Annotated in this window: 13 protein-coding genes; 5 read left to right on the top strand and 8 right to left on the bottom strand. The window is 57.6% G+C overall.

Going from position 1 to position 14,554, the window contains the following annotated elements; all coding sequences use genetic code 11:
- Nucleotides 1–4 precede the first annotated feature (4 nt).
- From AD668_RS14700 to AD668_RS14710, 3 genes are all read right to left on the bottom strand, one after another.
- Entirely contained in the window at nucleotides 5–1,033 is a 1,029-nt protein-coding gene (locus AD668_RS14700) for an alpha/beta fold hydrolase (protein WP_053159955.1), read from the bottom strand.
- Nucleotides 1,034–1,116: 83 nt separating this feature from the next.
- Nucleotides 1,117–1,551 (bottom strand): YqaA family protein, encoded by a 435-nt coding sequence (locus tag AD668_RS14705; RefSeq protein WP_053160409.1) that lies wholly within the window; start codon nucleotides 1,549–1,551, stop codon nucleotides 1,117–1,119.
- Nucleotides 1,551–1,997: a DUF411 domain-containing protein gene (locus tag AD668_RS14710; protein WP_053159957.1), complete on the bottom strand. Its 447-nt coding sequence runs from the start codon at nucleotides 1,995–1,997 to the stop codon at nucleotides 1,551–1,553. Before AD668_RS14710 ends, AD668_RS14705 begins: the two co-directional genes overlap by 1 nt.
- A 294-nt stretch (nucleotides 1,998–2,291) precedes the next feature.
- Between AD668_RS14710 and AD668_RS14715 the strand changes: the two genes are divergently transcribed.
- Entirely contained in the window at nucleotides 2,292–2,480 is a 189-nt protein-coding gene (locus tag AD668_RS14715; RefSeq protein WP_053159959.1) for a hypothetical protein, read from the top strand.
- A gap of 18 nt (nucleotides 2,481–2,498) precedes the next feature.
- Here AD668_RS14715 and AD668_RS14720 read toward each other — a convergent pair whose 3' ends face one another.
- Nucleotides 2,499–2,867 carry a fe2+ zn2+ uptake regulation protein gene (locus AD668_RS14720; protein WP_053159961.1) on the bottom strand — a complete coding sequence of 123 codons (369 nt, stop codon included), beginning with the start codon at nucleotides 2,865–2,867 and terminating at the stop codon, nucleotides 2,499–2,501.
- A 248-nt stretch (nucleotides 2,868–3,115) separates the two neighbouring features.
- Between AD668_RS14720 and AD668_RS14725 the strand changes: the two genes are divergently transcribed.
- Nucleotides 3,116–5,461 carry an acylase gene (locus tag AD668_RS14725; RefSeq protein ID WP_053159964.1) on the top strand — a complete coding sequence of 782 codons (2,346 nt, stop codon included), beginning with the start codon at nucleotides 3,116–3,118 and terminating at the stop codon, nucleotides 5,459–5,461.
- Between the two features lie 51 nt (nucleotides 5,462–5,512).
- Here the strand turns inward: AD668_RS14725 and AD668_RS14730 are convergent, their stop codons facing one another.
- Nucleotides 5,513–6,514, bottom strand: a complete 1,002-nt coding sequence (locus AD668_RS14730) for a FecR family protein (RefSeq protein WP_053159965.1) — start codon at nucleotides 6,512–6,514, stop codon at nucleotides 5,513–5,515.
- A gap of 96 nt (nucleotides 6,515–6,610) precedes the next feature.
- Nucleotides 6,611–10,480, bottom strand: a complete 3,870-nt coding sequence (locus tag AD668_RS14735; RefSeq protein ID WP_256220663.1) for a dermonecrotic toxin domain-containing protein — start codon at nucleotides 10,478–10,480, stop codon at nucleotides 6,611–6,613.
- A 396-nt stretch (nucleotides 10,481–10,876) separates the two neighbouring features.
- On the opposite strand from AD668_RS14735, the gene AD668_RS29975 reads away from it, so the two are divergent.
- Both AD668_RS29975 and AD668_RS14740 read left to right on the top strand, forming a co-directional pair.
- Nucleotides 10,877–11,053 carry a hypothetical protein gene (locus tag AD668_RS29975; RefSeq protein ID WP_256220664.1) on the top strand — a complete coding sequence of 59 codons (177 nt, stop codon included), beginning with the start codon at nucleotides 10,877–10,879 and terminating at the stop codon, nucleotides 11,051–11,053.
- 553 nt (nucleotides 11,054–11,606) lie between these two features.
- Entirely contained in the window at nucleotides 11,607–12,647 is a 1,041-nt protein-coding gene (locus AD668_RS14740) for an Ldh family oxidoreductase (protein ID WP_053159969.1), read from the top strand.
- Nucleotides 12,648–12,785: 138 nt separating this feature from the next.
- Here the strand turns inward: AD668_RS14740 and AD668_RS14745 are convergent, their stop codons facing one another.
- Entirely contained in the window at nucleotides 12,786–13,103 is a 318-nt protein-coding gene (locus AD668_RS14745; RefSeq protein WP_053159971.1) for a YqjD family protein, read from the bottom strand.
- A gap of 164 nt (nucleotides 13,104–13,267) precedes the next feature.
- Here AD668_RS14745 and AD668_RS14750 point away from each other — a divergent pair, with 164 nt between their 5' ends.
- Nucleotides 13,268–13,519, top strand: coding sequence for a hypothetical protein (locus AD668_RS14750; RefSeq protein ID WP_053159973.1), 252 nt, complete (start codon nucleotides 13,268–13,270; stop codon nucleotides 13,517–13,519).
- Nucleotides 13,520–13,583: 64 nt separating this feature from the next.
- Here AD668_RS14750 and AD668_RS14755 read toward each other — a convergent pair whose 3' ends face one another.
- Nucleotides 13,584–14,489: a LysR family transcriptional regulator gene (locus tag AD668_RS14755; protein ID WP_053159975.1), complete on the bottom strand. Its 906-nt coding sequence runs from the start codon at nucleotides 14,487–14,489 to the stop codon at nucleotides 13,584–13,586.
- Nucleotides 14,490–14,554: the final 65 nt, after the last annotated feature.

Raw genomic sequence — 14,554 nt, forward strand, 5'->3', positions numbered from 1 at the left:
CTCCTCATTTACCCGTCGGACTGGATTTGCTCAGCCAGGTCAACAAGGCCTGGTGGAATTTTTCCGGTTCTTCCATTTGCGGCGCGTGGCCCATCCCCGGGAATTCGATCAGCGTCGAATGAGGGATCAGCTTCGCCACCTGTTTGCCGAGTAGGTCGTAATGGCCGATTTTCGCCTTGACCTCGGGCGATGCAATGTCGCTACCGATGGCCGTGGAGTCGGACGTACCGATCAACAACAGGGTCGGCATCTTCAGGTTGTGGAATTCGTAGTAAACCGGTTGGGTGAAAATCATGTCGTAGATCAGCGCCGAATTCCAGGCGACCTGGGTATGTCCAGAGCCTGTGTTCAGGCCGGCGAGCATGTCCACCCAACGATCAAACTCCGGTTTCCAGCGGCCACCGTAATACGTGTTGCGCTCGTAGGTGCGGATGCCGTCGGCGCTGAGCTTGAGTTCGCGCGCGTACCATTGGTCTACCGTGCGATAGGGCACGCCGAGGGCTTTCCAGTCTTCCAGGCCAATCGGGTTGACCATCGCCAGTTGTTCGACGTTTTCGGGGTATTGCAGGGCATAACGGGTGGCGAGCATGCCGCCGGTGGAGTGCCCGAGCAGCGTGGCTTTCTGGATGCCGAGGGCTTTGAGCAACTGTTGGGTGTTACTGGCCAGCTGCTGGAAGGTGTATTGGTAGTTGTCCGGTTTGCTGGAGGTGCAGAATCCGATCTGGTCGGGGGCAATGACCCGGTAACCAGCGTCGCTCAAGGCTTTGATTGAGCTTTCCCAGGTAGCGCCGCAGAAGTTCTTGCCGTGCATCAGCACCACGCTGCGACCGTTGGCCTTGCCTTGCGCGGCGACGTCCATGTAACCCATTTGCAGGGATTTGCCCTGAGATTCAAAGGCGAAGTGCTTGAGCGTGTAGGGATACTCGAAACCTTGCAACTCGGGACCATAGACAGGCCCTTGGGCCGAGGCCGTAAGGGGCAGGGCGGTGGTCAGCAGCAGTCGGGGAAGCCAGCGGGGTAAGGGCAGCGACATGGGTTAACTCCATCAAAAATCCGCCGATCCTGGATCGGCTTGATTAGGGCGACATTAAGCAGGCAATCGCCGCCCTTGTTGGTTCAACCCATCCAGCCCAAAGTCGCGAGTGCCAGCACACTATAGCGGGCACCTTTGGCGAGGGTGACGATCAACAGGAACCGCCCCAACGGCTCGCGCATCACCCCGGCCACGAGGGTCAGCGGATCGCCGATCACCGGTAACCAACTGAGCAGCAACGACCAATGGCCCCCACGCTGGTAATAAATCCGGGCTTTTTCCAGGCGTTCAGGACTGACCGGAAACCAGCGCCGATCGCGAAACCGCTCGATACCGCGTCCCAGCCACCAGTTAAGCAGCGAACCGAGGACGTTGCCCAGCGTTGCCACACCCAGCAACAACCCGATCTCGTACCGATCGCTGGCCAGCAATCCCACCAGTACGGCTTCGGACTGCAAAGGCAGCAACGTCGCAGCACCGAATGCGGCAAAAAACAGGCCGATGTACGCCCCGGGTATCAATGCGCCGGATAGTCCGCAACCACCACATCAGTGCCATCCTTTTTCAAGCCGATGACTTGGTAAGCATCACTCATGCCGTCCATTTCCATGCCGGGCGAACCCATTGGCATGCCGGGAGCGGCGACGCCCAGCAGATCGTTGCGCTTGGTCAAGGCCAGCACCTGATCGGCAGGTACGTGACCTTCGACAAATTTGCCATTGATGAGGCCGGTGTGGCATGACGCGAGACGCGGCGGTACGCCATGCTCCTTTTTGAACTCGCTCATGTTGGCTTCAACGTGATCCTCGACCTTGAAACCATTGGCCTCCAGATGGCTGATCCACTTCTTGCAGCAACCGCAATTGGCGTCGCGGTGGACTTCGATCGGAATCAGGTCGGCGGCTTGAGCCAGGGAGGAAACAAACAGGGCGCTCAGGGCGATCAGGCGCAGGTGGGTTCGCATGGGCTTTGGTCTCGGCTAACGGGCAAAAAAACGCATTCTGACCTGTTTTATCGGTCAGGCATTCGAGGATTGTTTCCAAGTGCTACAGAGTGCGCCAGCCAGATCATGGTAGATCAATGCTGTCAGCCGGATGAAGGGGACATTACAACATTGTCAGGTGGTCTCTTGAGCGTCGGTGCTGATGCTCAAGGGGAAAACCCTCAAGATATCGCCGCGATGAAGCCAAAACGTTTCATCGGCTGTAACATGAGGCCCCGCCAAGTCGGATACATCTTTCAGTTTCAGGAAACCGCAATGACCCAGTCGCAACGTTTGAAATACTCGATTCTGATCTCCCTCGTCGTACTGGGAATCATGTTTGGCCTTTCCTGGCTGCAGAACACCGGCGCTATCAGCGAAAAAATGTTCCAGTACATCGCCATCGGCGTGGCGGTGATCGTGGTGGTCATCAATGGCGTGATGCGCCGTAAGGTCAAGCCCTGATCCAGGGCCCGGTCCTGTTTACTGGTGGAGCATGGCGGCAGCCTTGGGGTGCAGGCTGTAGCTTTTGTCCGGATTGAGGACGATCACACCTTCACTGCACAGGCGCTTCAGCACTTCGCGAACGCTTAGAAAAGACAGCGGGATATCCAGTTCCAGCAAATGGCTGTGCACGCCACGCACCCCGAGGCTGCGGTCGCTTTCGGCGGCCGTGAGCAGGGCATCGATGACTTTGAGGCGAATCAGACTGGTTCGCAAACCGAAGTTCTTGAGCAGAACCCTGATCCGTTCGTTGCCGTGGCGTTCGGTACGCGGCTCGAATACGCCGACTCCCATGGAAGTACCCTTTGGCGCGTTGCTACCGTCCGCTGGCAGTTGCGAGTTGTACATTGCAAAACTCCTTTTCAGAGCCTGATCAGGAAAAAATGGGCGCTCTTGTATAACTAGACGTTTGAGCAGCCCAAATCATGAAGACTTGAATGTAGAAATTTTGTCGAAGCTGTGTGATCGGGTTGTAAGCACTCGGTCCTGTGCCGCGTAAACCCTAAATTAATTTTGTGAGCTTCGTCCCTAAAGGGAGGCGCAGTGCGTATCTGTACGCAGGACTGTGGCCATCGTTTTTTCGATCAGGAGCGAGCGTGATTATTTCCAGCCAGTTAACCAGGTTGAGCCTGGCAGGCGTGTTTCTGGGGTTGAGCCTTGCAGCGAACGCGCGCACCCAACCCGAGCAGGCGACTGCCGAGATCCGCCGGACCAGTTTCGGTGTGCCGCACATTCGTGCAGACAATGAACGTGGTCTCGGGTACGGCATCGGTTATGCCTACGCCCAGGACAACCTGTGCCTGTTGGCCAACGAAATCACCACGGTCAACGGCGAGCGCTCGCGGTATTTCGGGCCGGACCAGTTCACCGTCGAAGAACGTGAAAACCTGACCAGCGATCTGTTCTTCATGTGGCTGAACAACCCGCAGGCTGTCGCGGGTTTCTGGCAGGCACAAACGCCTGAAGTCCGCGAACTGATTAAAGGTTATGTCGCGGGTTACAACCGTGGCCTGGCGGAGCGTCGCGCCCAGACGTTGCCGGTGCAATGCCAGGGCGACTGGGTGCGGGAGATTACGGCGATGGACCTGGTCAAGTTAACCCGTCGTCTACTGGTCGAAGGCGGTGTGGGGCAGTTCGCCGAAGCCCTGGCCGGTGCTACGCCACCCAAGTCGGTTACCCAGGCATCGAATGACCACGCCGCTTTCCAGGTCGCGACTACACGTATGCAGCGTTTCGCGCTGGACCGGGGCAGCAATGCCGTGGCGGTCGGCAGCGACAGTTCCTTCAACGGGCGCGGCATGCTGTTGGCCAATCCGCATTTTCCGTGGGTCGGCGGCATGCGCTTCTATCAGATGCACCTGACCATCCCCGGCAAACTGGACGTGATGGGCGCTGCATTACCCGGTCTGCCGGTGATCAACATCGGTTTCAATCGACACCTGGCCTGGACCCATACGGTGGACTCGTCCAAGCATTTCACCTTGTATCGCCTGCAACTGGACCCCAAGGATTCGACGCGTTACCTGTTGGATGGTGAGTCCTTGCCGCTGGACAAGCAGACCTTGACCGTCAACGTCAAGCTGGCGGACGGGCAGATCAAGGCAATTACCCATGAGGTCTACAGTTCGAAGTTCGGTCCGATCGTGCAATGGCCCGGCAAGCTCGACTGGGACAATCAGCACGCGTTCAGCCTGCGCGATGCCAATCTGGATAACGATCGCGTGCTGCAGCAGTGGTATGCAATGAACCGTGCTGGCAACCTCAAGGACTTCCAGGAGTCGGTGCACTCCATTCAAGGCATTCCGTGGGTCAACACGCTGGCGGCGGACGATCAGGGGCAGACCCTCTACATGAACCTGTCGGTGGTGCCGAACGTGGGCGCCGACAAACTCGCGAAATGCAGCGATCCGCGAATCGGCTTGCAGATGATCATTCTGGACGGTTCCAACAGCGCCTGCGCCTGGGACATCGACCCGCAGGCCGCACAAAAAGGGATCTACGCGTCCAGCCAGTTGCCGCAATTGCTGCGCAAGGACTTTGTCCAGCACTCCAACGACTCGGCATGGATGGCCAACCCGGCGCAACCGTTGACGGGCTATTCGCCGTTGATCAGTCAGGACGGTCAGCCGCTGGGGCTGCGTTCGCGATTTGCGCTGGCGCGTCTGAGTGCGCTGACCAAAGCTGGCAAAATCGGCGCGCAAGACTTGCAACACATGGTGATGGACGATCAGGTCTATCAGGCTGAGCAGGTCATGCCGGATTTGTTGCAGTTCTGCGCGACGGGGCTCAGTGCCGATGCAAAAAACCTTGCGCCGCTGTGCGTCAGCCTCACGACCTGGGACCGCCATGCAAACCTCAACAGCGGCCTGGGTTTCGTGCACTTCCAGAATGTCATGGAGGCGCTGGAGCAATTCCCGGATGCCTGGCGTGTGGCGTTCGATCCAAATGACCCGCAACACACCCCACGCGGCCTCGCGGTCGATCGTCCCGAGGTGGCGAAGGCGTTGCGCGGGGCGATGCTGGCGTCAGTTGAACAGGTGACTGAGTCCGGGCTCAAAGCCAACAGCCGCTGGGGCGATATTCAGGTGGTCAGCAGCGGCGGTCAGCAGACACCGATTCATGGCGGGCCGGGAGCGCTGGGTGTCTACAACGCCATTCAAAGCGTGCCGCGAACCGACGGCAAGCGCGAAGTGGTCAGCGGCACCAGCTACCTGCAAGTGGTGACGTTCGATGACAACGGGCCGCAAGCCAAAGGACTGTTAGCGTTCTCGTTGTCCAGTGAACCGGCGTCAAAGTACGCTCGGGACCAGACATCGGCCTTTTCGCAGAAGCAACTGGGTGTATTGCCGTTTACCGAACAGCAGATCACTTCCGATCCGCAGTATCAGGTGCAGACCATCCGACAACAGGAAGACAAGCCTGGCAAGGTGGCGGCGCACTAAGTGAATATGTGTGAACAAAAAAGGCCGCATCCCGAAAGGGTTGCGGTCTTTTCAGCTTTTTGAAGGTTTTTGCGGGATCGAATTCACCACCAGATTGCCGCTCTGGTTACGCGTCAAATAGACCGGCAAGACCCGTGGAAGGGATTTCACCAGCCCATTGATGTCCTTGATGTTGTAGATGCCGCCAATATGGATCGAACCGGTGCTGTTATCGGCAACGATCAATGGCTTGTCCAGGTAGCGATTGATTAGTGGCAGCGCATCATTCAAAGCCAGGTCATCGAGCACCAGTTTGCCCTGTCGCCAGGCCAGCGTTGTGTCGCTGTCATAGGTCTGGCTGATGCGGGGAGTGAAGTCACCCCTGCCGTAACTCGCCTGCATCGAAGGTCCCAGGCGCAGACCGTCACCGGGCAGGTCATCGTTGCTGGTGACCAGCACCGAACCTTCGACCAGGTTGACCTTCACCTGGTCTTCATACATCCAGACGTTGAATTTTGTGCCTGTCACCCGAATTCGACCTTCGGCAGCCTTGACCACAAAGGGGTGGCGGGTGTCATGGCTGACGCTGAAGAACGCCTCGCCTTTGTCCAGCGTGACTTGCCGCTGATTCTTGTAGTTGCTGAACGTCAGCTCGCTGCCCAGGTTCAGCTCGACCTGACTGCCATCGTTCAAGGTCACATGACGGACATTGTCGATCGCCTCGAAGTGCTGGTACGAATTTGGAACCCAACCCAGATGCCAGCCGCTATAGGCCGCCAGTGGCAACGCCAGGGCGCACACCGCAGCAGCAATGCCCAGGGTGCGCCACGGGGTGGCGGGTTTGACGCGAAGCATTGGCACGACGGTGTCCGGACGAGGCAACTCCCCCGCGACGTCCCAGATTTCCAGCATGGCCTCGTACTCGAACGCATGCAGCGGATGTGCATCACGCCATTGCACGAACGCCAGGCGCTCGTGCTCGGTGCAGTCATTGGCGTGCAAACGCATGCACCAATGCGCAGCGGCATCGGTGATGGCGTCGTATTCGGCTTCCGAGAGCGTTTGTTCGGTCATTGGCCCATCCTGATTTCCTGCATTCTAACCTTGGAGGCAGCCGGCGAGAACATCGATCATGGCAATTACCCATCAAACGCGCACCTATTTTCGGATTCAAGGGGCGCTGACATGCAGTTGGCGTCCCATTTGGGTGATCAGTAACGTCACGCTGTCAGCATTGCCCAGTTGTACAGCCAGTCTGACCAATGGGTCTCTTTTGAAGCGAATGCGTGCGTCACTGAGGGTTTTGTCACCGGTCAGTCGCAAAACCTGCAAAAGGGGACGGTCGGTTTCTTCATAGTATGTTTGCCCCAGGTCCTCCCAGACTTGCAGATCGTCGTTGTAACGAGAGAACAGCTCGGGCAAAGGTGTCTGGCTCGACAATCCCTTTTTGTGCAGATTGCTGAGTGCGTCCTTCAGCGCCCTGGCCCGCACGCTCGTTGTTTCAATCAGCGTGTGAAACGGTCTGCCGGAGTCGAGATAGGCGATGTCCTCGGTGTTGCATACGATGTGCGAGAGCTCATGAATCAACGTGGCGGCGCGGGTGTGAGCCCGGATCGGAAAGGCTGCATCCGACATGTAGTTGCGGTAGTAATCGAAGACAGGCCGGAAGAACTGCTCCGCCAGATAGATTTTTCGTTTGGGGTCGGACGGAACGATGAAACCGAATGTGTTTTCCGGGTCCGCGAGGACGCGTCCAACCGCAAAACGTTTGCTGTTCGGTGCTCTTAGTGTCGGGTCCAGCAAGGCAGTAAAAATCTCTGCAATGACCTTTTCCACCATGGTTACGTGGATGGGCTCCACTTTCGGCACGTCGGCGAAGTCCATGATGAGTTGATGGACCGGTGTGACTGCATCACCGGTTTCTTTGAGCAACTGCAGGTTGCGAAAGGCATTCCAGACATAGGTGGTCGCCTGGTTCAGGCCTTCTTCTATCTCCCGTGCCTTGACCGGGAATCGCTCACGGATCTGCGGCATACCGTTTGCGTCGACATTCATGCCTTCCCAGACGGCCATCACAGTTTCCACCCGTTTGAGCACGCCCTGGCTTGGGGCCATTGGTAATGCGGGTGGCGGGTCGATGATCCATTGCCGGGTAACACTCTGACGCAAATAGGGCCCCGGTTTTTTGTTACCAACGATGCGCCAGCGCGTTCGTTTCTTTTCGACCGGATACACCTTGCCTTCAACGGCACCATAGGTCTTTTGGGTTGCGGCGTGCTTATAGAGCCCGAGTGCCGTGTCCAATGCCATTGAATGCAGCTCTACGTCGCTGGCTTCGTGTTGCTTCAATTGCGTGCGCTCAAGTGCCGTGACCGCAATGTCTTTCCAGTTGAATGGAGTGTCGGGTGTTTCTGTCGGCAGCGTGCTGACGGCAGCAGAAGGGGCGTTCTTCGTGACCATCGAGCCACGCAGTGAGGCGAGTTGCGCCAGGCCGCTGACCAATCCGGAGACCGCGGCTGTCCAGTGATGGTTTTGCAAGTGTTCGGCAGACGCCTGGATTTGACGAAAACTGCGCCACACCGTAATTGGATACGCCAGTTTGCCCATGCAGAACGAAAACATTTCTCGCAAGTCTTCGCCCAACACGTGTTTGACGGTTGCCCATTCACTTTGGGCTTCAGTGTCGGCCTGGCAACCCAAGAGTTGGCCGAGCAGCACAGCATTATCCTTGAACAACTGCACCAGTACGTTTCCCTTCAGCGGATTGGAAGCAAGACTGACCGCAGCTTCCTGACTGTCGAGTGAAAACCGCTCTTTGCAGAGTGTCCGGTCGGAATCCGGCAATCGACCGAGAACCCAGTGGCGCAGCATGCCCGGGGCCTTTAGTTCGGACATCAAGGCGTGTTGATCTTCATACTCCTTGAGGCCGTGCCTGGGGCTGTAAGGCGCCACCAGAACCTGTCTGCCGGAATCGTTGCCGTGGGTCCCGATCAGATAGACACCGGGTACCTGGATTGTCTGGTCTTTCTTGATGCCGACGAATTCCAAAGGCCGGATAATCGCTTTTGCATCGTTCACCGCTGCCCGCGCAGTTGCGTCGGGCATATCCATGATTTGCTTGACCAGATCGAATCCGCTTTCGCTCAAGCGCTCACGCAACTTTTGCGTGTGGGCGTAGTGCATCAGTTGCCAGGGTACCTGCGATACAAAACGCTTTCTGCGCGCCGGGGCGTCAGTATGGGTCGGCGCAAAATACTGCTTCAGTACTTCTTGATGGCGTTGGCCAAGGTTCAGTTTTCGTATCAGGTCTTTGACATAGGTTGCGTCGACTTTGCCAGGGATCGGGGTGGTGTCGAGCGATGCGACGGTGAATCGGGCGGCATCCAGATCATCGAAATGACTGAGTGCAAACGCCGTAAGAATTTGTGTCGACACTTGGGGCGCGGTGAATTTCAACTCGATCTTGTCCGGATCAAGATCAAACGTGTCCGCCTTGAGCAGTTTCTGAAGCTCCTGGTGCGCCGTGCGCGCCAGCGAGGGAATGTCACTCAGGCAATCCTGATCATCTTTGACGCAGTCGAGGTACTGTTGAAGCAATTCCGCATGCAGGACCTGATCTTCAATGGACGCGTTGGCGAGCCATGCCGGAAGGCTTTGTCGGGTGGTCAGAGCCTTGGCGATGTCGGTTGCCCGGCGTAACCCGGTCTGAGGCTGGCGCAAGGCTATCTGGTGTAAAAGACGGGCGCGCGTTGCGGTGGACGCCGTCGTGGCAAGTGCCTCTGTGACGCTCGTTTCGTCCAGTTGGACAAAAGGCCTTTGCACTTGGTCCAGAAAGTTTTCGTTCACTTGCTGCAGTGGTGCCAGCGTGTAACTTCGCGTGGGTGACCGTTCGCTTCGACTTAGATTCTCAAGCAGAAACGTGCGTTTATCGTGCTCCAGCAGGCGCTGATCCAGTTCTGTCTTTAACGCCGGCAATGAAGGGAAGGGCTCATACCCCAACGCCGGAGTCCACAAAATCGCCTTACCCGATTTCGTCGGGTCCGTATCGCGTCGTTCAGTCAGCACGAAGCAACTGGACAATTTCAACAACGTGTCGGAACCGTTCGCCTTGAGCGCCAGGGAGCAAATATCGGGAATATTGTTATTGAGCGCGGCCCTTTGCAGGCGCACCGGGTTGTCGAGCACTGCTTTGATCATGGCCTGTTCCGTCGCGCTCAGCGTGCGGTCGACCGTTCGAAGTTCCAGTTCGCTTTTCAACCCCAGGCCAAGCAGGTGCGCAAAGTCCGATTGCAGTTTTTTCACGGACGCGTCCACCGTCTTTTTTGCGTCCGCCACGGTCAGCGTGGCGGCGGGGATCGCAGGGTGGCTCTGCAGATTGTGCTCCAGAGCCTGCGTGAGCGTGTTAAGCAAGGCCAGGTGGGCTTTGGCTGTTTCGGCACGCACGGTGGCCGGCTGTGCGGCCCATTGGTGCACTGCCTGGGCATTCCAGCGCTCGTCGCCATCGATGGCCAGCAATCGATCATCAATGTAGCCACGCACATCCAGTGCCTTGCCCACCAACCCATGAAGGTCATGCTTGCCTTTGCTTTCAAGGAAGGCTCTCAATGCACACGTGAGGTTCTCCTGCTGCTTGGCCAGAATGTCCGCCATCAAATGTTCAAATACGGGACGAGGGATCGGTACGCCGGTAACGGTGCGCTTGTCTGACTCCAGATCGAGAAAAGTACGGCGTTCATCCAGTGACATGTAGTTCAGCAAATTGTCTTCGTGGCCTTCGCTTTTCAGCATCAGCAGCACGATTTTCTGTAGCGCAGGCAAGTCCGTCGTCGCTTCGATCCCCCTGGTTTGGGTATACAGAAAACCGGGTGTACCGCTTTCGCCGATCATCAGTGTCGAGGCCAGGTCGACATAGTGTTTGAACGGCGCGGATATGCGGACTTTTTCGATGCGAAGCGGGTTGTCCGCAACAGAGGCGAGACTGACCTTGACCAGGCGTAGATATTCCTCGGTTGTCAAAACCCCTTCCTGGCGCTTGAGCAACAGATTGAGGTGAAAGGTGTCGCACAAGCACTCGGTAAAAAATGCCTCGCGCGACAGACCTTTGCGGAGCTCGGTGTTCCAGAACGTTTCGATCTGGCTTTGCAGGCGAGGTGTAAAGCCTCCGGCAATATCGGTCAGGGTGCTTTCCCAGGTCTGATTGTCGGCTTTGCTGCTGACGCCATGTTTAGGGTTGGAAAAGGTCCTGGTTTCATTGGCCGGCCGGGGGTTACTCGCGTAGCGCTGCAACAAGGCTTCGCTCAAGGACAGTGATGTGGTTGGGGAAGGGGTTTCGATTTTACCGACAGCCGGACGAGTGCATTCCAGGCGGGTGCGGCGTTGATCCAGTTTTGGGAATGAACTGAAGAACGCAATGTTGAGCGTCTCATCCAGCATCGATTGCAACGTAGGCGTCTTGCGCAGTTCGGCCATCATCGCCTCGACATTTTGCGTGCGATTGAGTTCGAGGGTGGTTTGCTGGTGCTCGAACACAGCACCTTCAACGACTTCGATGGAGATGTCTGGCGTATCGCCTGCGAGCACGACATGGCGCCGGTGAACCGACAGGAAACGTAGCAGTTCGAGTTTGCCGGTGTCCTGCGTCAAGCAGGTTTTGAGGTCGGTCTTGAGGTCATCCATGTCGGCGTATTTGACCAGGCCTTTCCAGGGTGTGTAGAGCACAACGTCACCCTCGACGGGCCGGCTCATCGCAAAGGCACCGGCTAGCGGGGTTTTGATCGAGTCAGGCAAGTCCAGTAGCAACTGGTGGACGGACATGGGTTTGACATTGGCCTTTCGGGTCGCATCGGTAGGCAGATAAACCGCCTGCAGCCAGTTCAGATCATCTGTTGTGAAACCCAGCGCTTTTTCCCGGTCACCGGGTTGTTTTGCCTTGGAGGCGCGTTCAGCCTCGTCGAAAAAATACGGTATGAATGAATCAGTCATGGTGTTTCCTCGAAATGTTGCGATTGATCTTGGTTCGAGGAAAAACGGTACGATCAATGCGCTGCACTGGTGCGGTACATATTGCTCACCCGAAACCCGTCGTGAAGACTTGACAGCGAGCCCACAAGAAAGCGCTTAATCGGCGAGTCAACGTGCTTAACAATAAAAAACACTGGAGCTTCTGATGACCGCATCGCCTGAAATGGCAGTCAGTTCGGCCGAACAAACGCTCGATTTCGACTCGCTCGTTCTACTGCTCGAACACATTTTTGTCCGCCATGGCACGTCTGCCGAGGTCGCCCGAACCCTGGCGCTCAATTGCGCCGGCGCCGAGCGCGATGGTGCACACAGCCATGGCGTGTTCCGGATTCCGGGTTATGTGTCGACGCTGCAAAGCGGCTGGGTCAATGGCCAGGCTGTTCCGGTGATTGAAGATGTTGCGTCTGGTTTTGTCCGTGTCGATGCCGGCAATGGTTTTGCACAACCCGCGCTGGCGGCAGCGCGTCCCTTGCTGGTTGAAAAGGTTCGCAGCGCCGGGATCGCGGTGTTGGCAATCCGCAATTCGCACCATTTCGCCGCATTGTGGCCGGACGTCGAGCCTTTCGCGGACGAGGGACTGGTGGCATTGAGTGTGGTCAACAGCATGACCTGCGTGGTCCCCCATGGTGCCGATCGACCGTTGTTCGGCACCAACCCGATTGCCTTCGCCGCCCCACGGGCCGACGGTGCACCGATTGTCTTTGATCTCGCCACCAGCGCCATTGCCCATGGCGATGTCCAGATTGCCGCGCGCAAGGGCGAACGCTTGCCGGAGGGCATGGGTGTGGACAGCCTCGGTCAACCGACCACCGACCCTAAAGCGATTCTTGAAGGGGGAGCATTGCTGCCGTTCGGCGGTCACAAGGGCTCGGCGTTGTCGATGATGGTCGAACTGTTGGCGGCGGCGCTGACCGGGGGCAATTTTTCCTTCGAGTTCGATTGGAAAAACCACCCGGGCGCTAAAACGCCGTGGACCGGCCAGCTACTGATCGTGATTGACCCGAGCAAGGCTGCCGGACAAGGTTTTGCCGAGCGCAGCAAGGAGCTGGTGCGACAAATGCACGGAGTCGGTTTGAAGCGGCTGCCGGGGGATCGACGTCATCAGCAGCGTGCCAAGTCCAAGGCTGGAGGCATTACGCTGGATGCGCAAACAATGGCGAATCTGCGGGAGTTGGGCGGAATCTGAATTTTCAAACTGTAGGAGCGAGCCTGCTCGCGATGGACGTCAACGAAAACCCGTGCTTACTGGGTAAACGCGGCGTTCTTGCGTCCATCGCGAGCAGGCTCGCTCCTACAGGGGTTTCGGTGAGTGCAAATGATGGGTTTAGCGACGGCCGAGCAGTAAGCCAACCACCAGGCCAAATCCGGCGGAAATCGCAACGGTTTGCCATGGATGTCCGCCAATGTAGGTTTGCGTGGCTTCGACCGCAGGCAATGTCCGGTCGCGGACGCTGCTGACTGAATCCCTGGCCTGCTGGAGTTTCAAGGAGATTTGCTCGCGCAGGGTCTCCGCTTCCTCTCCAACCAGAGATGCACTGCTCTTGAGCAGTTTTTCCGATTCTTCTATCAGCGTCGACAGTTCGCTGAAGGCCTGATCCTTGATTTGTTCATCAGCGACTTGCGTGGCGGTTTTCCGGGCCATTGACGTACTCCTTGCAGGTGAGTGGACAGTGAACAATGGAGTCTGCCGCCGGTGCAAAAGTTGCAGTCCAATCGTCACGGGGACGCAATTTTGCTGTAAACCGGCGCAGGACGTTTCGTCCTACAGTGTAAGATGTCGCCAATTTTACGCAGCAGGAAATTCCCATGAGCTTCAATCTGGCCGACAAATCCCTTGCCGAGCGCGCAGCGCTTGAAGACGAGAAATCCCGTCTGTTCGACCTCTGGCAAAACAACCTGGGCAAAGCCAAGGGCGAAGCCGCGCGGTTGTTTGGCGAGCGGGCCAAGCGCAAAGGCAAATGGGCCGAATGGGTGCGATCCGAGCTGGACGGCATGTCGCCGCCGGAATTCGCCAATATGGTGCGCAGTGAAGTCAATCGCCTGATGGCGGCCAAGTAGGAGCTGCCGCAGGCTGCGATCTTTTGATCTTTTTTTAAAGATCGCAGCCTGATGGCAGCTCCTACTAGAAGATGGAGATAATCGCTTCTCGCACTTTAACGACCACCGGATCGAGCTGGGTGCTGGTGCGCCAACCCAGTTCGATCGGATAGCGCGGCAGCGCCAAAGGGCAGGGCAGCAATGCCAGCCCGGTGATTGTCGCGATGCTTCGCGCTGCATGAGCGGGAATGGTCGCCACGGCGTGACTGCCTTTGAGTAGATGCGGCAACGCCGCGAAATGCGTGGTCGAGGCACACACCCGTCGGCTCAACCCCAGCGCCGCGAGCCCTTCATCAGTGATGCCGATAAATCCGCCGGACGACACCAGAATGTGTTCGCGGGCGACAAACTCCTCGAGGCTGATGTGTTGCTGCCCCTCGGCCAGACTCGCAGGGTCCGCCAGGCACAAGTAACCGCCTTCGCCCAATACTTGCCGGCTGAGCAGTCGCTCGGCGAATCCGCCAGCGGTAATCGCCAGGTCGATGCCGCGCTCCATCAATGCCTGGCCGACGATCTGGCTGTGGGTCTGGCGAAAAATCAGGCGCAGTTTCGGTGCCCGCCGAGCGATTTCTTCGATCAAGCGTCGCCCGTAGGCAATTTCGAAATCATCCGATAGGCCTACGATGACCGAGCGTCCGTCGTACACAGTCGCGGCCGGATCAACCATCGCCAGGCTCTGGCGGCATTTGTTCAAGGCTTCGCTGACCACCGGTTTCAGCTGATTGGCCTTGAGCGATGGCGCGAGCCCTCGGCCCGTACGCACGAACAGTTGATCGTCATACACCTCGCGCAACCGGCGCAGGGCTGCGCTGACCGCCGACTGCGTCACGCCAAGGCGCAGGGCCGCACGGCTGGCGCTGGATTCTTCGTGCAGGGCTTCGAAGACTTTGAGCAGGTTGAGGTCGATGTCGGTGATATTCATGTGGCTCATATCATTCAGCAGTGATCAGGGCTTTATTCATGATCCAGTGGCGCCGGAGAATGAGCAACACCTGA

It is taken from the genome of Pseudomonas sp. P1.8 (assembly GCF_001269805.1).
Lineage (GTDB): Bacteria > Pseudomonadota > Gammaproteobacteria > Pseudomonadales > Pseudomonadaceae > Aquipseudomonas.